Consider the following 18,181-nt stretch of genomic DNA (forward strand, 5'->3'; position numbering starts at 1 on the left):
CGCAGCGAGCCCCCCCTGCGTGGGGCGCCTCCAAGGCCCGAAGCCGAACAGGACCCGACCGACATGCCCGACCCGCGCCGTCTGCCGCCGCGCGAGCCGGCGCGCCTTGCCGAGTCGCGGCCCGCCGAGCCCCGCCCGGAAGGGCGCGCGGCCTTTCCGTTCCGCGCGGTCGCGCCGGAGCCGGATGCGGACGACTATGCCGATGATGTGGACTACGTGCCCGAGCGTTCCCGTCCGGCGCCTGTCGCGCCGCGGCCCGCCGAGCCGGCGCCGGTCAGCCGGGCGCCGCTGCGCGCGGACGGGGCACAGGAAAACGAGATCCCCGTCCGGGCGAAGCTGAGCCGCGACGACGTCCAGCGGCTCCAGGCCGCGCTCTACGAGCTTCAGGACTGCCGGCGCATACTCGATACCGCGCGCGCTCAGGGCTGAGCGCGGCGGGTAGTGCCGAAGCACGGGCGCACCTGCCGGCCGCGCCCATCATCCCCGTCTCAATCGATGACGGCGATATCGACCTTGGTGACGCCCCGCCGGCGGAACCCGAGTTCCTCTGCTGCGGCCGTCGACACGTCGATGATCCGGCCCCTCACGAAGGGACCGCGATCGTTGATCCGCACCACCACCGAACGGCCGTTGATCTTGTTGGTGACGCGGACCTTGGTGTTGAAGGGCAGGCTGCGATGCGCGGCCGTTAGTGCCTGCGCGTTGTGCCGCTCGCCATTCGCGGTGCGGCCGCCATATCCGTAATAGGACGCCGTTCCCGACGTCGCATAATTGCTTTTCTTGTCAGCAAGCGCGGCATTGCCGCCGGCGATAAAGATAACCCCCGCCGCGACTGCCGCGCCGGCGATCCGTCCCATTCCCCAAGCCGTCAATACCCTCGTCCTTCTCCAATTGCATCCGAGGATTGTGCATGGAAAGGAATTATGGCCGGAGGATCACGACAATATGGCTATAATGGGATCGGCCGAACGTGTCGCGGCGCACAGCATAAGAAATAACACAGGCATAGTCACGATCGACTTGGTCCAATCCCCAAGATGAATCGTGATATTTCGACAATCGCCCAAAATTCTAGCCTCCACGCCAAACGCTTGATTTTTCGTGTCGAACGAACCGCTGCGGGAGATGGCGGCAATTGCTGGAACGCTTCCGCCGGCCCTATTCTCGGCCGAAAGCTGCGATGGATTCACCGCGTCCGGCGGTGCTAAGGAGCGCGGCGAAACGACAGGCCTCGACAGGGAGCGTCACCATGGCGACCAAGGATATCCGCAAGGCTCAGCAGCCGGTCACGGAGGAGGTTGCGCATGTGCTGCGGACCCTCGGCGTGCCGGATTCGAGCTGGCGGAACGGCACCCGTCCCGTGCGCTCGCCGATCACCGGCGAGGTGGTCGCCCATGTCGCCGAGGCCAGCGCCAGGGACGTCGCCCACGCCGTCGACCGCTCCATCGCCGCCTTCGAGGCGTGGCGCACCGTCCCGGCACCGCGCCGGGGCGAGCTCGTTCGCCTGCTGGGCGAGGAACTGCGCGCCCACAAGGCCGAGCTCGGCCGGCTGGTGACGCTGGAAGCCGGCAAGATCGTCTCCGAGGGCCTCGGCGAGGTGCAGGAGATGATCGACATCTGCGACTTCGCCGTCGGCCTCTCCCGCCAGCTCTACGGCCTCACCATCGCGTCCGAGCGGCCCGGCCACCGGATGATGGAAAGCTGGCACCCGGTGGGGCCCGTCGGCATCATCACCGCCTTCAATTTCCCCGTGGCCGTGTGGTCGTGGAACGCCGCCCTGGCGCTCGTCTGCGGCGACAGCGTGCTGTGGAAGCCCTCCGAGAAGACCCCGCTGACCGCTCTCGCGGTGCAGGCCCTGTTCGAGCGGGCCGCTGTCGCCTTCGGCGGCGCGCCGGAAGGCCTGTCGCAGCTTCTGGTCGGCGGCGCCGAAGTCGGCGCGGCGCTGACCGACGACACCCGCGTGCCGGTCATCTCGGCCACCGGCTCGACCCGCATGGGCCGCATCGTCGGCGAGCGCGTCGCACGCCGCTTCGGCCGGTCGATCCTCGAACTCGGCGGCAACAACGCCGCCATCGTCTGCCCTTCGGCGGACCTCGATCTCGCGCTGCGCGGCATCGCCTTCGCCGCGATGGGCACCGCCGGGCAGCGCTGCACCACGCTGCGCCGCCTCATCGTGAACGAGGGCGTCTACGAGACGCTGATCCCGCGTCTCGCCAGGGCCTACGGCTCGGTCGGCATCGGCGATCCGCGCGAGGCCGGCACGCTCATCGGGCCGCTGATCGACGCCGCCGCCTATGAAGGCATGCAGAAGGCCCTTGCCGAGGCCCGCGCAGCGGGAGCGCGGATCCATGGCGGCGAGCGCGTGCTCGCGGCGGAATGGCCGGACGCCTACTACGTCCGCCCGGCACTGGTGGAGATCGATTCGCAGATCGACATCGTGAAGCACGAGACCTTCGCGCCGATCCTCTATGTGCTGCGCTGCGCCGGTCTGCCCGAGGCGATCAAGCTGCACAACGCCGTGCCGCAGGGCCTGTCGTCGTCGATCTTCACCAACGACTTGCGCGAGGCCGAGACCTTCCTGTCGGCGGAGGGCTCCGACTGCGGTATCGCCAACGTCAATATCGGCCCGTCCGGCGCCGAGATCGGCGGTGCGTTCGGCGGCGAGAAGGAGACCGGCGGCGGCCGCGAATCCGGCTCCGACGCGTGGAAGGCCTATATGCGGCGCGCCACCAACACCATCAATTACTCGCGCGCCCTGCCGCTCGCTCAGGGCGTGTCGTTCGACATCGACTGATCGGGAGACGCCGGCTCCGCCGACCAGAAGCGCACGACCTCGTCGAGGGCCGGCCGCGGCCGGTCCTCGTTTGCCTGCACCGGCCTGCCCACATGGATGAAGCCGGCCACCTTCTCCTGCGCCGTCAGACCGAGGAGGGCGGCGGCCTCCGGGTCGCGGCCGGGCCATTTCAGCAGCCATTGCGTGGCGAAGCCGAGCGCCGAGGCGGCGACGGTGAGCGCCATGCCCGCCGCCCCGGCCGAAAGCACCTGATTCCACTCCGGCACCTTGGCTGCGGCATCGGGCCGGCTGACCAGCACGACCGTCAGCGGCGCGCGCATCATGTAGAGCGTCCACATATCCGCCTTGGCCGCCGGCAGGCCGGGATTCTGCCGGGCATAGAGGGCATCGAGCCTTTCGCCCAGCACGCGGCGGGCATCCCCCTCGACGACGATGAAGCGCCAGGGAACGAGCCTTCCATGGTCCGGCACCCGCGTGGAGAGCCGCAACAGGCGCTCCAGTTCCTCCGGCGTCGGTCCCGGCTCGACGAGGCCGCGCAGCGGCGCCGAGCGGCGCGCTTCGAGCCTTGCCAGCATTTCCTCCGACGTCGGTACGGCGAGCGGCCCGGCATCGGCGGGAGGGTCGACCGATGGATGATGGCCATGCGCGTGATGATTCATGGCGATGGCTCCTCCGCGTCCCCGTGTCGCCCCATCATAGGGCGGTCCTGCCGAATCCACACCCCGACCTGATACGAGGCGCCCTTGCCGCTGTGTGGGCCCGCTCTACTTACAGCGGCAATCCGGTGTGGAGCCCTGCATGAGTCTCTTCATCCGCATCGTCTTCGCCATCGCCGCCTGTGCCCTCATGGCCGTCGCCGCGGCCCTGCTGGTCTACGCTCCCTATGTGGTCCTGCGCGACAGTCTGGCGGGGACGGCGGTACTCCACGAATCTCTGCTGGGCGTGGTGGGCTATCTCATCGTCGCCATCGCCCTGTTCGACGTGGCGAAGTATTTCTTCGAGGAAGAGGTGCCAGCCGGCCGCGAGCGGCGGTCAGCGGGCGATGCCCGGCGCGGGCTCACCAAATTCATCTCCACCATCATCATCGCGATCTTCCTCGAAGCACTCGTGCTGATCTTCGAAACCGCGCGCGATGATGTGACGGAGGTGAAATACGCCGCGCTTCTCGTGCTCGCCGGCTGCGTGACGCTGGTCTCGCTCGGCCTGTTCCAGCGGCTGAGCGCCTCCGTAGAACAGACGGTCGGCCCCGAGCCCGATACGAAGGACGAGGAAAAGCAGAGCCCGAAAGACGCCGGCCGGCTTGCATCATGACCGGCAAATGGCTACAGAGACGGCGCCTCACGGCGTCGGAGCGTAGCGCAGCCCGGTTAGCGCACTAGTCTGGGGGACTAGGGGTCGGAGGTTCAAATCCTCTCGCTCCGACCATTCCATCTCTTTCCGTTTTAACACGGTGGAAACCATGACGGTGCCTAATGGGCACCATGATGGATCCGAACGACATCTCCGTGAACACGGTGGCGCCGTCGCCCGATGAGGCGAACGTGGAGCCGGGAGATGCGATTCGGACAACCGGCACGTTGCGGCATCTGCGCCGTCTCCTGTTCGGACCCGCCATCGCCGCCTTGCTCGTTGCCGGCGCGACCAGCCAGATCGCAACGCCGCGTTACACGGCGCAGGCCCGTGTGTGGAGCGATCATCGCAGCTTCGCCGCAGGTCGGGACGGCGTGCAGGTGCTCTCCTCGCGTGAGTTCGCCCGGCAGGTCATCGAAAGCCACAACCTCGCGGCGCGCCTCGCCAAACCGCTGGGTGAGCCGGCCAATGCGCTGTCCGGCGCGGTAAGTCTCGCCGGCTTCGCCACGCCGCCCGAGCCCATGCCCGCTTCGCGCGAGGCGCTGGCACTGCGCACGATCGAACGTGGCCTGAGCGTGCGCGACGCGGGGAATGGCCAGATCGCCGTCGATTTCGCCTCGCCCGACCCGCGTCTTTCCGCCGATGTCGCCAACGCCTTCGCCAGAAACTACCTCGAGCTGCGCGAGACTCGCGGTCCGTTCAGCATGGACCCGAACGGCGCGACGACCGCGCCGTCTCCGGCGCCGGTGCGAATCATCGCCTCGGCGGTGCCCTCGACGTCGGCGCGCTGGCCGACCCCGCTGATTTCCAGCCTCGCGACCGGCATCGGCACCTTCCTGCTCGTCCTCGGCTTTCAGGCGCTCGCCCGCCGCCGTGCCTCCACTGGCGGGCAGGAGATCGGTGCCGTGCCCATGCCGGAAATGGCGCCGCAGACGATGCAGCATCTGCCTTGGATCGGCGCCGCGACCGGCGACTATGCGGACGAGACGGAGAGCCCGAGGCCGTTCCGGCGCTTCTCGCGCGAGCGGGAGCTCGCGGACCTCTCGCGCCTCGTCGAGCTGCGCGGCGAGGCGGCTCGCCTCGTCATCGTGACCGGCGCGACGGCGGATGAAGGTATCGCCCGCTGTGCCATCTCGCTCGGCCGGTCGCTGTCCGGCGCGGCCGAACGGCGCGTGGTCATCGTCTGCCTCGATGTCGCGGCCGAACCGCTGGATGCGCTGGCGGCCGATCCCCGCGCACCGGGCCTCACCGACCTGCTGTTCGGCGTCGCCAGCTTCTCCGACGCGATTCACCGCGAGAACGGCTCGCGCTGCCACGTCATCCCGCCCGGACGCGGCGCGCGCGAGGCGAGCGGCCTCGTCGCCTCCGACCGGCTGCCGTTGATCCTCACCGCCCTCAAGCAAACCTATGACCACGTCGTCGTCGCCGCGCCGCCGCTCGGGCGGACGGAAGGCGCCGAGCGTATCGCTGCGCTCGACCCGACGACGATATTGGTGACGCACCCCGGTGCCATGGCGACCGATGCGGTGCAGGCCTTCGATGCGCTGGCAGCTCAGGGGTTCGGCGATATCGCCATGGTGACCTTCACGCCGGAGACCGAGGCCGGCAGCCTGCCACGCGCCGCGTAACGCCGATTCTCAGAGCGTGTCCGGCTTGCGGTCGTGCTTCTGCATCCAGCGGATCAACCAGGCCGCCGGCACGATCCAGCCGATCCCCAGCAGCGCATAGGCGACGAACTGCCAGAAGCCGGGCAGGGTGGTGACGCGCCCCTGCGCCAATGCCATGGCGCCGAGCGACCAGCACACTACCAGCACCACCATCAGCACCGTGCCGATGAACTTGCGCAGGCGGGCGGACATGCCAGGGCGCTGATCGGTCATGCTCGTACTCCGTCTGGACGGCGCCTGCGCGCGGGACAAAGAGTCCCGTTGCGCCCGGGCGCCCGCCTCTATATCGCTCGCGGCGCCCGGGAGGAAGTCGCCCGGCGCGGGACGGCCGGTGGGGCTGGCGGCCGTCATTGCAGGGAGCGCGTGCAATGGCCCTCGATCAACTCGCCACATCGCAGGATGGTGCCGCGGCGCCGCTCGCCGCCGACCGATTGCGGCCGGTCCGGCTCTGGCTGTGGTTCGTCGCGGCGCTGATCGTGCTGATGGTGGTCGTGGGCGGCGCCACGCGGCTCACCGAATCCGGTCTTTCCATCACCGAGTGGAAGCCGGTGACCGGCACGCTGCCGCCGCTGAGCGCGGAAGCGTGGCAGGCCGAGTTCGACAAGTACCGGCAGATCCCGCAATACCAGCAGATCAACCGGGGCATGAGCCTCGAGGAGTTCAAGTACATCTTCTGGTGGGAGTGGGGGCATCGGCTGCTCGGCCGCCTCATCGGCTTCGTGTTCCTGCTGCCCTTCCTGTTCTTTCTCTGGCGCGGGCTGGTCGACCGCGCGCTCGGCTGGAAGCTCTCCGGCCTGTTCGTGCTCGGCGGCCTGCAAGGCGCCGTCGGCTGGTGGATGGTCGCCTCGGGGCTGGTGAACCGGGTCGACGTCAGCCAGTACCGCCTTGCCACCCATCTGACGCTTGCCTGCATCATCCTCGCCGCCACGGCGGCGGTCGCGACCTCGCTCAAGCCGGCGGCGGAGCGGCGAGCGTCATCGGACTGGCTGCGCGGCTATGCCCGCATCCTGTTCGGCGTCGTGCTTCTGCAGATCTTCCTTGGCGGCCTCGTCGCCGGCCTTGACGCCGGGCTGACCTACACGACCTGGCCGCTGATGGACGGCCATCTGGTCCCGCCGATGGCCAATCTCTTCGTTCAGCAGCCGGCGTGGCGGAACTTCTTCGAGAACGTCCTCACCGTGCAGTTCAACCACCGGCTGGTGGCTTACGCGCTGTTCGCGCTGGCCATCGGCCACTGGCTCAGTGCGCGGCGGGTGGGCGGCATGGTCGCCCGTCGCGCCCTGCTCATCCTCGGCCTTGTGGCGGCGCAGGCCACACTCGGCATCCTGACGCTGATCTATCAGGTACCGATCGACATCGCGCTGGCGCACCAGTTCGGCGCGACGATCGTGCTGATCGCCGTGACGGTGAATCTCGTGCGATTGCGGCAGGATGCCTAGCGCTCCTTGAGCGATACATACTCACCCTAAGGAGTCGACTCGGCCTGGCTCTCAGAAGCGGTAGGCGACATCTTTGACCGTCATCCCCGGGCTTGGCCTGGGGATCTACCACTTTGCCGGTGCGCCCGCGGGGCTCAAGGCGTGGATGGCCGGGTCAAGCCCGGCCATGACGTGTCTCCAAGCACTCCGGTCGCAGATTACGGGTCAGCCTCTGGGATTCTTCCCAGTCTCGACGTCAGCCCGGTCAAAGCCGACGTGTATCCGGGATCGCTCTCCATTCTGCACGCGATCCCGGATACGGCCTGGCGACCGTTCCGGGATGACGCTTCAGGGGATGGAGACGGACGCGCCCCGCGCTACTCCGCCGCGCTGCGAGGTTTCATCGGCCGGCGCTCCAGCACCTCGGAGAGGAAGCGGCCGGTATGGCTACGCTCGCTCCTGGCGATCACTTCCGGCGGCCCCGCCGCGACGATCTCGCCGCCGCCGTCGCCGCCTTCCGGGCCGAGGTCGATCACCCAGTCGGCGGTCTTGATGACCTCGAGATTGTGCTCGATCACCACCACCGTGTTGCCCTGCTCGACCAGTTCGTGCAGCACTTCCAGCAGCTTGGCGACGTCGTGGAAATGCAGGCCGGTGGTCGGCTCGTCGAGGATGTAGAGCGTGCGCCCGGTGGCCCGGCGCGACAGCTCCTTGGAGAGCTTCACGCGCTGCGCCTCGCCGCCCGACAGTGTGTTCGCCTGCTGGCCGACATGGATGTAGCCGAGGCCAACACGCGAGAGCGTCTCCAGCTTCTCGCGCACCGCCGGCACCGCCTTGAAGAACTCCGCCCCCTCGTCGACCGTCATGTCGAGCACGTCGGCGATGGACTTGTTCTTGAAGGTGACCTCCAGCGTCTCGCGGTTGTAGCGCTTGCCCTTGCAGACATCGCAGGTGACGTAGACGTCGGGCAGGAAGTGCATCTCGATCTTGATGACGCCGTCGCCCTGGCACGCCTCGCAGCGCCCGCCCTTCACGTTGAAGGAGAAGCGCCCCGGCCCGTAGCCGCGCGCCTTGGCCTCGGGCAGGCCGGAGAACCATTCGCGGATCGGCGTGAAGGCGCCGGTATAGGTCGCCGGGTTCGAGCGCGGGGTGCGTCCGATCGGCGACTGGTCGATGTCGATCACCTTGTCGAGATGTTCCAGCCCCTCGATGCCGTCATGGGGGGCGGGCGGTTCGGAGGCACCGTTCAGCCGGCGCGCCACCGCCTTGTAGAGCGTGTCGATCAGCAGGGTCGACTTGCCGCCACCCGACACGCCGGTGACGGCCGTGAACAGGCCCAGCGGGATCGATGCCGTGACGTTCTTCAGGTTGTTGCCCCGCGCATTGACCACGCGAAGCATCCGCTTCGGGTTCGGCTTGCGCCGCTTGGGCACCGGCACGGTCATCTCGCCGGTAAGGTATTTTCCGGTGAGGGAGTTCGGGTTGGCGAGGATCTCCGGCGGCGTCCCCTGGGCGACGATCCGCCCGCCATGCACACCGGCGCCGGGACCGACATCGACCACGTAGTCCGCGGCGAGGATGGCGTCCTCATCATGCTCGACCACCACCACCGTGTTGCCGAGGTCGCGCAACCGCTTCAGCGTACCGAGCAGTCGCTCATTGTCGCGCTGGTGCAGGCCGATGGACGGCTCGTCCAGCACGTAGAGCACGCCGGTCAGCCCTGAGCCGATCTGCGAGGCGAGGCGGATGCGCTGGCTCTCGCCGCCCGACAGCGTGCCGGATGCCCGGGCGAGCGTGAGATAGTCGAGACCGACATCGAGCAGGAAGGCAAGCCGCTCGCGGATCTCCTTGAGGATGCGTACCGCGATCTCGTTCTGCTTTTCGGTGAGCTGGCCGGGCAGGGCGGCGAACCAGTCGAGGGCATGCCGCACCGAAAGCTCCGCCGCCTGCCCGATGTGCCGGCCGGCGATCTTCACCGCCAGCGCCTCGGGCTTGAGCCGGTAACCGTTGCAGGCAGCGCAGGGCACGGCGGAAAAATACTTGCCGATCTCCTCGCGCGCCCAGTCGCTCTCGGTCTCGCGCCAGCGGCGCTCCAGGTTGGTGACGATGCCCTCGAAGGTCTTCACCGTCTCATAGGCACGCATGCCGTCGTCATAGACGAAGCGGATGGTCTCCGCGCCCGAGCCATGCAGGATCACGTCCCGCACTTTCTCCGGCAGCTCCGACCACGCCAACGTAAGCTTGAAGCCGTAGTGGCGGGCGAGCGCGTCGAGCGTCTGGCCGTAATAGGGCGAGGTCGACTTCGCCCAGGGCGCTATGGCGCCCTGCTTCAGCGTGCGCGACTTCTCCGGCACCACGAGGTCCGGGTCGATCTTGCTTTCATGGCCGAGGCCATCGCAGACCGGGCAGGCGCCGAACGGGTTGTTGAAGGAGAACAGCCGCGGCTCGATCTCGGGGATGGTGAAGCCGGAGACCGGGCAGGCGAACTTCTCCGAGAAGACGATGCGGCGCGGCTCGCCATTCTCTTCCTTCTCGTCGGCGAACTCGATCACGGCGATGCCGTCGGCGAGGCCGAGCGCGGTCTCGAAGGAATCCGCGAGGCGGCTGGCGATGTCCGGCCGCACCACGAGCCGGTCCACCACCACGTCGATGTCGTGCTTGAATTTCTTGTCGAGCGCCGGCGCGTCGGCGATCTCGTAGAACTCGCCATTCACCTTGACGCGCTGGAAGCCCTTCTTCTGGAATTCCGCGAGCTCCTTGCGGTATTCGCCCTTTCGCCCGCGCACCACGGGGGCAAGCAGATAGAGCCGCGTCTTCTCCGGCAGGGCCAGCACGCGGTCCACCATCTGGCTGACCGTCTGGCTCTCGATCGGCAGCCCGGTGGCGGGCGAATAGGGCACGCCGACGCGCGCCCAGAGCAGGCGCATATAGTCGTAGATCTCGGTCACCGTGCCGACGGTCGAGCGCGGATTCTTCGAGGTGGTCTTCTGCTCGATGGAGATGGCCGGCGACAGGCCGTCGATCTGGTCGACGTCCGGCTTCTGCATCATCTCCAGGAATTGCCGCGCATAGGCCGACAGGCTCTCGACATAGCGTCGCTGCCCCTCGGCATAGATGGTATCGAAGGCGAGCGACGACTTGCCCGAACCGGAAAGCCCGGTGAACACCACCAGGCTGTCGCGCGGGATCTCGAGGTCGACATTCTTCAGATTGTGCTCGCGCGCGCCACGTATCGTGATCGAACGGGCGTCGCGGCGCGGCAAATCCACGCGGTCCTTCATTCCGAACTCTTCTCGCCGGTGTTTTTAACGGGCGGCTACGCCGGGTGGTGCATCTCCGGGGCGGCGCCCGTCCCGGCGAGGAGTCAGCCCCCGACGCCGTGCAGCGCCGCCGCGAGACCGGCCGCCGCGATCATCCCGCCGGCTACGGCGAGAATGGCGCGGCGGACGAGCGCCTGACGGGCTTCCTCGGCGCGGATGGCGATGGCGCGGGCGCGCGGACGGTTGCGCAACTGGGTCATGATGGGACGAAGCTCCCTTGAGAACGCAACGCTAACATAGTCTCGCTCCCGCGCTGTGCAATGCGCGACTCGTTCACTTGCACCACCCTAACCATAATGCTAGGAACATAACAAGAACGATCGCTGTACTGGATGTTCCGGCGTTTTCTCCCGGGCGTACGGGGTGGAAGGCCGCGCGGCGCAAGGTGTGGACAAGGGTCCCGGCGCGGGGCGCGGGCCGGCGGCGGCTGGTTTAAGATGCGTTCCCTTATGCAAGCGCGCGCCACGGCGGGCGTCCCACTGTTTCGGAGGACAAGATGGCGGGCAGCGTCAACAAGGTGATCCTGATCGGCAATCTCGGCCGCGATCCGGAGGTGCGCACGTTCCAGAATGGCGGGCGGGTCTGCAACCTGCGCATCGCCACCTCCGAGACCTGGCGCGACAAGGCGACCGGCGAGCGCAAGGAGCGCACCGAGTGGCACAGCGTGGTGATCTTCAACGAGAACCTGCTGCGCGTGGCCGAGCAGTATCTGCGCAAGGGCACCAAAGTTTACATCGAGGGCCAGCTCGAAACCCGCAAGGCCACCGACCAGTCGGGCGCCGAGCGCTACTTCACCGAGGTCGTGCTGCGTCCGTTCCGCGGCGAGCTGACCATTCTCGACAGCCGTAGCGGCGGATCCTCCGAAGGGGGTGACGAGTACGGCGCCGGCGGCAGCGATTTCGGCTCCGGTGGCGGGAACTTCGGTGGTGGCTCGGGTGGTGGGCGCTCCTTCGGCGGCGACCGCAAGCCGGCGGCGGCCGTGGGTGGTGGCAGCAGCGGCGGCAAGTTCGGCGGAGGTGGCGGCGGCGACCTCGACGACGAGATCCCGTTCTGACGTTCCGGGACTGACGCGCAGGGCCCCGTGACCCTCGCCCCGCTGCTCGACGCCTCGCTGGCGATCCGCATCCATGCCTTCGCCGCCCTCGCGGCGCTGGCGTTGGGAGCGGTTCAACTCGCCGCACCCAAGGGTACGCTGCCGCACCGCGGCCTCGGCTGGCTGTGGGCGGCGCTGATGGCGACGGTCGCGCTCTCGTCCTTCTGGATCCACGAGATGCGCTGGTTCGGGCCGTTCGGGCCCATCCATCTTCTCTCGCTCTACGTCGTCTGGGCGCTGCCGCGGGCGCTGTTCCGCGCGCATCGCCACGACGTCGCCCGTCACGCGGCGGGCATGCAGGGCCTGTTCCTCGGCGGGTTGGTGCTGGCCGGGCTGTTCACCCTCTGGCCGGGCCGCATCATGCATCAGGTGCTGTTCGGCAATTGAGCCGACCGATCAGGCGAGGAAGGCGGCGCGGATTCCGTCGATCACGAACTGCACCGCCAGCGCCGCCAGCACGATGCCGAGAAGGCGCGAGAGGATGACGTTACCGGTGACACCGAGCAGGCGGTCCATCCGCTCCGCCGCGCGGAAGACCGCGAGACAGCTCGCCACCACCAGCAGGGTGATCACGAGCAGCGCCAGCAGCCGCACCGGATCGCCCTTCGCCTCGCCGGCGAGCAGCAGCATGGCGGTGATGGCGCCGGGGCCCGCCATCAGCGGTATGGCGAGCGGGAACACCGCCAGCGTGCGCAGCAGCTTCTCGCGCTGGGCCACCTCGGAAGCGTCGAACTTGCGCTCCGTGCGGCGCCCGAACACCATCTCGAAGGAGATCGTGAACAACAGCAGCCCGCCGGCCATGCGGAAGGCGGGCAGGGTGATGCCCAGCGCCGCCAGCAGCGGCGCACCGACAAGGCCGAAGACGACGAGGATGGCGAGCGCGATGGCCGAGGACCGCCACGCCACCAGCCGGCGCTCTTCGCCCGTCAGATCGGTGGTCACAGCAAGGAACAGCGGCGCGAGGCCGATGGGGTCGATGACGACCAGCATCGTCACCGCGGCCGAGAAAACGTAGTCCAGCACGATCCTGCCCGCCCCCGAAAGCCCGTCCGCGCCCTATAAGACCGCGCCGCGCCATGGCTGCCAAGGGGGCTTTCCTCCGACCCGGCGCTGGCCCACCAGCGGGCGCGTGGACCATGCTTTTCCGCCCCTTTGCGAGGCGCCGGCGCCATGCTTCCGCCACGATCCAGCGACGTTGTGGAAACTTGCCCGCAATCCTTTGATTTTAAACGGATTTTAAGGGCGCCGAAAAAGCCGTCCGACTGGCGCTTCCGACCGGAATCGGCTACACAGGTGCACCTGTTCCGCAACCACGGAAAGTCGTTTCCTTGTCCGATTCCGATACGATCAAGCCGGAGGGCGGCGGCCCTTCGGATATCCGGCCCGTCTCGATCACCGAAGAACTGTCGCGCAGCTATCTCGATTACGCGATGAGCGTGATCGTCTCCCGCGCCCTGCCGGACGTGCGCGACGGCCTGAAGCCGGTGCATCGCCGCATCCTGTTCTCCATGCGCGAGAACAACTACACGCCGGATCGGCCGTACAACAAATCCGCCCGCGTCACCGGCGACACGATGGGTAAGTACCATCCGCACGGCAACCAGGCGATCTACGACGCGCTGGTGCGTCTGGCGCAGGACTTCTCCATGCGCCTGATGCTCGTGGACGGGCAGGGGAACTTCGGCTCCATCGACGGCGACCCGCCGGCGGCCGAGCGCTACACCGAGGTGCGCCTCGCCAAGCCGGCGATGACGCTGCTGGACGACCTCGACAAGGACACGGTCGATTTCCAGGACAACTATGACGGGCGCGAGCAGGAGCCGACCGTGCTCCCGGCCCGCTTCCCGAACCTGCTGGTCAACGGCGCCGGCGGCATCGCCGTCGGCATGGCCACCAACATCCCGCCGCACAATCTCGGCGAGGTGGTGGATGCCTGCCTGGCGCTGATCGACGACCCGGCGCTCGATGTCGAGAAGCTGCTGGACTACATTCAGGGCCCGGACTTCCCGACCGGTGCGCTCATCCTCGGCCGCAGCGGCATCCGCCAGGCCTATCTGACCGGCCGTGGCTCCATCGTGATGCGCTCCCGCGCCACCATCGAGGAGCTGCGCAAGGACCGCGACGCCATCGTCGTCACCGAGATTCCCTACCAGGTGAACAAGGCGACGATGATCGAGCGCATCGCCGAGCTGGTGCGCGAGAAGCGGCTGGAAGGCATCGCCGAGATCCGCGACGAATCCTCCCGCGAGGGTCTGCGCGTCGTGTTCGAGATCAAGCGCGACGCCCAGGCGGACGTCGTGCTCAACAATCTCTACCGCATGACGGCGCTGCAGACCTCCTTCGGCGCCAACATGGTGGCGCTGAACGGCGGCAAGCCGGCGCTGATGACGCTGCACGACCTGCTGACCGCCTTCATCGCCTTCCGCGAGGACGTCGTTAGCCGGCGCACTAAATTCCTGCTGCGCAAGGCGCGCGAGCGGGCCCATGTGCTGGTCGGTCTCGCCATCGCGGTCGCCAATATCGACGAGGTGATCCACACCATCCGCACCTCGCCGGATCCGGCGACCGCCCGCGAGGCGCTGATGACCCGCGACTGGCCGGCGATGGACGTCGCGCCGCTGATCGCGCTGATCGACGATCCGCGCCACAAGCTGGCGGCGGACAACACCTACCGCCTGTCGGCCGAGCAGGCCCGTGCGATCCTCGACCTGCGCCTGCAGCGCCTCACCGCGCTCGGCCGCGACGAGGTGGCGGACGAGCTCGACAAGATCGCGGTGGAGATCCGCGAATATCTCGACATCCTCGCCAGCCGCGAGCGCATCCGCGCCATCGTCAAGGACGAACTCATTACGGTCAAAGCCGAATTCGGCACCGACCGGAAGACCGAGATCACCGAGGCGGAAGGCGATTTCGAGGACGAGGATCTCATCGCCCGCGAGGACATGGTCGTCACGGTCTCGCATGCGGGCTATGTGAAGCGCGTGCCGCTCTCCACCTACCGGGCGCAGCGGCGTGGCGGCAAGGGTCGCTCGGCGATGCAGACCCGCGACGAGGATTTCGTCACCCGGCTCTTCGTCGCCTCCACCCATGCGCCGGTGCTGTTCTTCTCGTCCAAGGGGCAGGTCTACAAGCTCAAGGTCTGGCGCCTGCCGATCGCCGCGCCGCAGGCGCGCGGCAAGGCGCTGGTCAATATCCTGCCGCTGACCGAGGACGAACGCATTACCTCCATCATGGCCCTGCCGGACGAGGAAACGTGGAGCCGGCTACAGATCATGTTCGCGACCACCGGAGGCACGGTGCGGCGCAACGAGCTGTCCGACTTCACCAATGTGAACCGCAACGGCAAGATCGCCATGAAGCTGGAGGAGGGCGAGGCGATCGCCGACGTCCAGCTCTGCACGGTGGCCGACGACGTGCTGCTCACCAGTGCCAATGGCCAGTGCATCCGCTTCCCCGTCACCGAGGTGCGCGTGTTCAAGGGCCGCGACTCCATGGGCGTGCGCGGCATCCAGCTTGAGGAGGGCGACCGCCTCATCTCGATGGCCATCATCCATCACGTCGACGCCACCGCCGAGGAGCGCACCGAATACATCAAGCGCGCCAATGCCGTACGCCGTGCGCAGAACGGCGCCGAGGCCGAGGACGTTGCGGATGTCGCCGATGCCGAGGTCGAGGAGGCGCCGGAGGAGGGCGAGGCGGCCGCGGCCGGCGCCGCCAGCTTCGACCAGGCGCGTTACGTCACAATGAGCGCGGCCGAGCAGTTCATCCTCACCCTGTCGGAGAACGGCTACGGCAAGCGCACCTCGTCCTACGAGTACCGCACGACGCGGCGCGGCGGTAAGGGCATCGTCGCCATGGCGGTCAACGACCGCAACGGGCCGCTGATCGCCTCCTTCCCGGTGGAGGAAGCCGACCAGATCATGCTCGTCACAGATGGCGGCCAGCTTATCCGCTGCCCGGTCAACGGCATCCGCATCGTCGGGCGCGGCAGCCAGGGCGTGATCGTGTTCAACACCGCCGACGACGAGAAGGTCGTCTCGGTCGAGCGCGTGAACGAGGAAGAAGGCGAGGGCGACGAGGACCTCGGCGAGGAAGCGGCGGACTGATCGGCCCGCCGTCCTCATCCAATCAACGAGGGAACGGCGCCATCGAGGCGCCGTTGCTTTTTGAGGATCACGCCATGCGTCGTCTCTGCGTCTTTCTCGGCTCCAATGCCGGCCATCGGGCGGATTATGCCGAGGCCGCCGTCGCCCTCGGCACGCTGCTGGCACGGGAGGGCATCGGCCTCGTCTATGGCGGGGCCTCGGTCGGGCTCATGGGCCGGCTGGCCGATGCGGCGCTCGCCGCCGGTGGAGAGGTCATCGGCGTCATTCCGCGCGGCATCCTTGAGCGCGAGGTCGCCCACAAGGGTTTGGCGGACCTGCGCGTCGTCGGCTCCATGCACGAACGCAAGGCGCTGATGGCCGAGCTCGCGGACGGCTTCGTCGCCCTGCCCGGAGGCGTCGGCACGCTGGAGGAACTGTTCGAGATCTGGACCTGGGCACAGCTCGGCAGCCACGAGAAGCCTTGCGCACTGCTCAACATCGCCGGCTATTACGACCGGCTGCTCGGCTTCCTCGACCACGTGGTCGGCGAGGGTTTCATGCGCGCGGCGCATCGCGACATGCTGCTGGTCGCGGACGAACCGTCTGCCCTGCTGGCGCGGCTGCGCGCCTATCGCGCGCCTCAGGTCACCAAATGGATCGGCCGCGAGGAGCGCTGAGCCGGCGGGCGGGCGGGGGCGGCGGGCACACCGCATATATACCGTATCGCTTGCGTCCGCAGCGGGAGGCCGCTAACCCTTGCCCCGCATCGAGAGGCTCCGCATGAGCGCCACGCGCACCGCCTTCTATCCCGGCTCGTTCGATCCGCCGACCAATGGCCATGTCGAGGTCGCGCGCGCCGCCGCCCGTCTCGTCGACCGGCTCGTGGTCGGCGTCGGCATCCATCCCGGGAAGGCGCCGCTGTTCAGCGCGCCCGAGCGGCTGGAGATGCTGCGCGAGGTCTTCGAGCCGATCGTCGCCGCCGAGGGCGCGCGCTTCGACTGCGTGACCTTCGACAATTTGGTGGTCGACGCCGCCGAGGCGCAGGGTGCGGGCCTGCTCATCCGCGGCCTGCGCGACGGCACCGATCTCGATTACGAGATGCAGATGGCCGGCATGAATGCGGTGTTGAAACCGCGGGTGCAGACCGTCTTCCTGCCCGCATCGCCCATTGCCCGCCCCATCACCGCCACTCTGGTCAGGCAGATCGCCGCCATGGGCGGCGACGTGTCCGCCTTCGTTCCGCCCGCCGTGCTGGCCCGGCTCCGGGCCCGGCTCGGGCGCGACGGCTAGCGGCGGGCCGCGGTCCGCCTTCGCTCAACGGAGTTCCATCGATGATCCGAAGCCTTATTGCCGCCTTCGCCCTCGTCGGCGCGCTGGCCGTCGCGGCGGTCTCGCCGGCGGCGGCGCAGGCCCCCAAGCTGCCGCCGAATGTCGATCCGCAGAACGCCATCATCATGCAGACCACCAAGGGACCGGTGGTCTTCGCCCTGCGCGCCGACCTCGCCCCGCAGCATGCCGAGCGCATCAAGACGCTGGCGCGCGAGGGCTATTACGACAACGTGCCGTTCCATCGCGTCATCGAAGGCTTCATGGCCCAGACCGGCGACGGACAGTACGGCAACGGCACGGGCGGCTCGCGCTATCCCAACCTGCCGGCCGAGTTCTCCAACGTGCCCTTCAAGCGCGGCACGGTGGGCATGGCCCGCGCCTCGAGCCCGAACAGCGCCAACTCGCAGTTCTTCATCACCTTCGGTGACGCTTCCTTCCTCAACGGCCAGTACACGGTCATCGGGCAGGTCGTCTCCGGCATGGAGAACGTCGACAAGATCAAGCGCGGCGAGCCGGTGCAGAACCCGGACAAGATCGTCTCGATGAAGGTCGCCGCCGACGTCAAGTGAGCGCGCGAGCACCGCACGCCGCCCCGCATTCTGAAGGAGAGAGAAAATGACCGACACCGCCGAGACCACGCTGCTGCTCGAAACCACGCAGGGGCCGGTCAAGATCCGCTTCCGCCCGGACCTCGCGCCCGGCCATGTCGCGCGCATCGCCGAGCTGGCGAAGCAGGGCTTCTATGACGGCGTGCCGTTCCACCGCGTCATCGAGGGCTTCATGGCCCAGACCGGCGATCCGACCGGCACCGGCCGCGGCGGCTCGGGCAAGAACCTGAAGGCCGAGTTCAACAAGGGCCGCCACGTGCGCGGCACCGTGTCGATGGCCCGCGCCCAGCACCCGGATTCGGGTGACAGCCAGTTCTTCATCTGCTTCGCCGACGCCGGCTTCCTCGACGGCCAGTACACCGTCTGGGGCGAGGTGATCGAGGGCATGGAGAACGTCGACAAGATCAAGCGCGGCGAGCCGGTGCAGAACCCGGACAAGATCGTCAAGGCGACCGTCTCCGCCTGATCGCCGGCCCATCCACAACGCTGTCCCGGACGCGCGCGAGCGCGCTCCGGG

Annotated in this window: 17 protein-coding genes and 1 tRNA gene; 12 read left to right on the top strand and 6 right to left on the bottom strand. The window is 68.1% G+C overall.

Annotation, left to right across the window (positions count from 1 at the left end; all coding sequences use genetic code 11):
- Positions 1–488: 488 nt before the first annotated feature.
- Complete coding sequence (locus tag STARVERO_RS06500) at positions 489–857, bottom strand: septal ring lytic transglycosylase RlpA family protein (protein ID WP_144343556.1); 369 nt, start codon at positions 855–857, stop codon at positions 489–491.
- Positions 858–1,249: 392 nt separating this feature from the next.
- Between STARVERO_RS06500 and amaB the strand changes: the two genes are divergently transcribed.
- Entirely contained in the window at positions 1,250–2,794 is a 1,545-nt protein-coding gene (amaB, locus tag STARVERO_RS06505; RefSeq protein ID WP_159598292.1) for an L-piperidine-6-carboxylate dehydrogenase, read from the top strand.
- Here amaB and STARVERO_RS06510 read toward each other — a convergent pair.
- Entirely contained in the window at positions 2,767–3,453 is a 687-nt protein-coding gene (locus STARVERO_RS06510) for a nitroreductase family protein (protein ID WP_159598293.1), read from the bottom strand. The genes amaB and STARVERO_RS06510 overlap by 28 nt on opposite strands.
- A 139-nt stretch (positions 3,454–3,592) precedes the next feature.
- On the opposite strand from STARVERO_RS06510, the gene STARVERO_RS06515 reads away from it, so the two are divergent.
- From STARVERO_RS06515 to STARVERO_RS06525, 3 genes are all read left to right on the top strand, one after another.
- Positions 3,593–4,105 (top strand): GNAT family acetyltransferase, encoded by a 513-nt coding sequence (locus tag STARVERO_RS06515; protein ID WP_159598294.1) that lies wholly within the window; start codon positions 3,593–3,595, stop codon positions 4,103–4,105.
- Between the two features lie 36 nt (positions 4,106–4,141).
- Positions 4,142–4,219: transfer RNA gene (locus STARVERO_RS06520), tRNA-Pro, on the top strand.
- A 47-nt stretch (positions 4,220–4,266) separates the two neighbouring features.
- Positions 4,267–5,772 carry a lipopolysaccharide biosynthesis protein gene (locus tag STARVERO_RS06525; RefSeq protein WP_244616624.1) on the top strand — a complete coding sequence of 502 codons (1,506 nt, stop codon included), beginning with the start codon at positions 4,267–4,269 and terminating at the stop codon, positions 5,770–5,772.
- Positions 5,773–5,781: 9 nt separating this feature from the next.
- On the opposite strand, the gene STARVERO_RS06530 is transcribed toward STARVERO_RS06525, so the two are convergent.
- On the bottom strand, positions 5,782–6,024 hold the full coding sequence (locus STARVERO_RS06530; RefSeq protein WP_144343552.1) for a DUF2842 domain-containing protein: 243 nt from the start codon (positions 6,022–6,024) through the stop codon (positions 5,782–5,784).
- A 155-nt stretch (positions 6,025–6,179) separates the two neighbouring features.
- Here STARVERO_RS06530 and STARVERO_RS06535 point away from each other — a divergent pair, with 155 nt between their 5' ends.
- Positions 6,180–7,250: a COX15/CtaA family protein gene (locus STARVERO_RS06535; RefSeq protein ID WP_159598295.1), complete on the top strand. Its 1,071-nt coding sequence runs from the start codon at positions 6,180–6,182 to the stop codon at positions 7,248–7,250.
- A 356-nt stretch (positions 7,251–7,606) separates the two neighbouring features.
- On the opposite strand, the gene uvrA is transcribed toward STARVERO_RS06535, so the two are convergent.
- On the bottom strand, positions 7,607–10,510 hold the full coding sequence (gene uvrA / locus STARVERO_RS06540; RefSeq protein ID WP_159598296.1) for an excinuclease ABC subunit UvrA: 2,904 nt from the start codon (positions 10,508–10,510) through the stop codon (positions 7,607–7,609).
- A gap of 83 nt (positions 10,511–10,593) precedes the next feature.
- A complete protein-coding gene (locus tag STARVERO_RS23350; RefSeq protein WP_186291960.1) occupies positions 10,594–10,749 on the bottom strand; it encodes a hypothetical protein in 156 nt (51 codons plus the stop codon).
- Between the two features lie 296 nt (positions 10,750–11,045).
- Between STARVERO_RS23350 and ssb the strand changes: the two genes are divergently transcribed.
- Together ssb and STARVERO_RS06550 are read left to right on the top strand one after the other, a co-directional pair.
- Entirely contained in the window at positions 11,046–11,603 is a 558-nt protein-coding gene (gene ssb / locus STARVERO_RS06545; RefSeq protein ID WP_144343549.1) for a single-stranded DNA-binding protein, read from the top strand.
- 27 nt (positions 11,604–11,630) lie between these two features.
- Entirely contained in the window at positions 11,631–12,029 is a 399-nt protein-coding gene (locus STARVERO_RS06550; protein WP_159598297.1) for a DUF2306 domain-containing protein, read from the top strand.
- Positions 12,030–12,038: 9 nt separating this feature from the next.
- Here the strand turns inward: STARVERO_RS06550 and STARVERO_RS06555 are convergent, their stop codons facing one another.
- The gene (locus tag STARVERO_RS06555) at positions 12,039–12,665 is read right to left on the bottom strand and encodes a MarC family protein (protein WP_159598298.1); all 627 of its coding nucleotides are present in this window, start codon (positions 12,663–12,665) and stop codon (positions 12,039–12,041) included.
- Positions 12,666–12,970: 305 nt separating this feature from the next.
- Here STARVERO_RS06555 and gyrA point away from each other — a divergent pair, with 305 nt between their 5' ends.
- The 5 genes from gyrA to STARVERO_RS06580 all read left to right on the top strand — a co-directional run bounded on the left by gyrA (position 12,971) and on the right by STARVERO_RS06580 (position 18,130).
- Positions 12,971–15,748 carry a DNA gyrase subunit A gene (gyrA, locus tag STARVERO_RS06560; protein ID WP_200837715.1) on the top strand — a complete coding sequence of 926 codons (2,778 nt, stop codon included), beginning with the start codon at positions 12,971–12,973 and terminating at the stop codon, positions 15,746–15,748.
- 74 nt (positions 15,749–15,822) lie between these two features.
- Positions 15,823–16,404, top strand: coding sequence for an LOG family protein (locus tag STARVERO_RS06565; RefSeq protein ID WP_159598299.1), 582 nt, complete (start codon positions 15,823–15,825; stop codon positions 16,402–16,404).
- Between the two features lie 103 nt (positions 16,405–16,507).
- Positions 16,508–17,017 carry a pantetheine-phosphate adenylyltransferase gene (gene coaD, locus STARVERO_RS06570; protein ID WP_144343545.1) on the top strand — a complete coding sequence of 170 codons (510 nt, stop codon included), beginning with the start codon at positions 16,508–16,510 and terminating at the stop codon, positions 17,015–17,017.
- A gap of 41 nt (positions 17,018–17,058) precedes the next feature.
- Entirely contained in the window at positions 17,059–17,625 is a 567-nt protein-coding gene (locus STARVERO_RS06575) for a peptidylprolyl isomerase (RefSeq protein ID WP_144343544.1), read from the top strand.
- 46 nt (positions 17,626–17,671) lie between these two features.
- Positions 17,672–18,130, top strand: a complete 459-nt coding sequence (locus STARVERO_RS06580; protein WP_144343543.1) for a peptidylprolyl isomerase — start codon at positions 17,672–17,674, stop codon at positions 18,128–18,130.
- Positions 18,131–18,181 lie beyond the last annotated feature (51 nt).

This window comes from Starkeya nomas (assembly GCF_902703545.1).
In the GTDB taxonomy this organism is placed as follows: Bacteria; Pseudomonadota; Alphaproteobacteria; order Rhizobiales; family Xanthobacteraceae; genus Ancylobacter; species Ancylobacter moscoviensis.

Bases quoted from the DNA above. Each gene is read 5' to 3' on its own strand.
- ssb (WP_144343549.1), top strand. From the start codon at position 11,046: ATGGCGGGCAGCGTCAACAAGGTGATCCTGATCGGCAATCTCGGCCGC.
- STARVERO_RS06580 (WP_144343543.1), top strand. From the start codon at position 17,672: ATGACCGACACCGCCGAGACCACGCTGCTGCTCGAAACCACGCAGGGG.
- STARVERO_RS23350 (WP_186291960.1), bottom strand. From the start codon at position 10,749: ATGACCCAGTTGCGCAACCGTCCGCGCGCCCGCGCCATCGCCATCCGC.
- coaD (WP_144343545.1), top strand. From the start codon at position 16,508: ATGAGCGCCACGCGCACCGCCTTCTATCCCGGCTCGTTCGATCCGCCG.
- STARVERO_RS06500 (WP_144343556.1), bottom strand. From the start codon at position 857: ATGGGACGGATCGCCGGCGCGGCAGTCGCGGCGGGGGTTATCTTTATC.
- uvrA (WP_159598296.1), bottom strand. From the start codon at position 10,510: ATGAAGGACCGCGTGGATTTGCCGCGCCGCGACGCCCGTTCGATCACG.
- STARVERO_RS06530 (WP_144343552.1), bottom strand. From the start codon at position 6,024: ATGACCGATCAGCGCCCTGGCATGTCCGCCCGCCTGCGCAAGTTCATC.
- STARVERO_RS06525 (WP_244616624.1), top strand. From the start codon at position 4,267: ATGGGCACCATGATGGATCCGAACGACATCTCCGTGAACACGGTGGCG.
- STARVERO_RS06575 (WP_144343544.1), top strand. From the start codon at position 17,059: ATGATCCGAAGCCTTATTGCCGCCTTCGCCCTCGTCGGCGCGCTGGCC.
- amaB (WP_159598292.1), top strand. From the start codon at position 1,250: ATGGCGACCAAGGATATCCGCAAGGCTCAGCAGCCGGTCACGGAGGAG.
- STARVERO_RS06535 (WP_159598295.1), top strand. From the start codon at position 6,180: ATGGCCCTCGATCAACTCGCCACATCGCAGGATGGTGCCGCGGCGCCG.
- STARVERO_RS06515 (WP_159598294.1), top strand. From the start codon at position 3,593: ATGAGTCTCTTCATCCGCATCGTCTTCGCCATCGCCGCCTGTGCCCTC.
- STARVERO_RS06565 (WP_159598299.1), top strand. From the start codon at position 15,823: ATGCGTCGTCTCTGCGTCTTTCTCGGCTCCAATGCCGGCCATCGGGCG.
- STARVERO_RS06510 (WP_159598293.1), bottom strand. From the start codon at position 3,453: ATGAATCATCACGCGCATGGCCATCATCCATCGGTCGACCCTCCCGCC.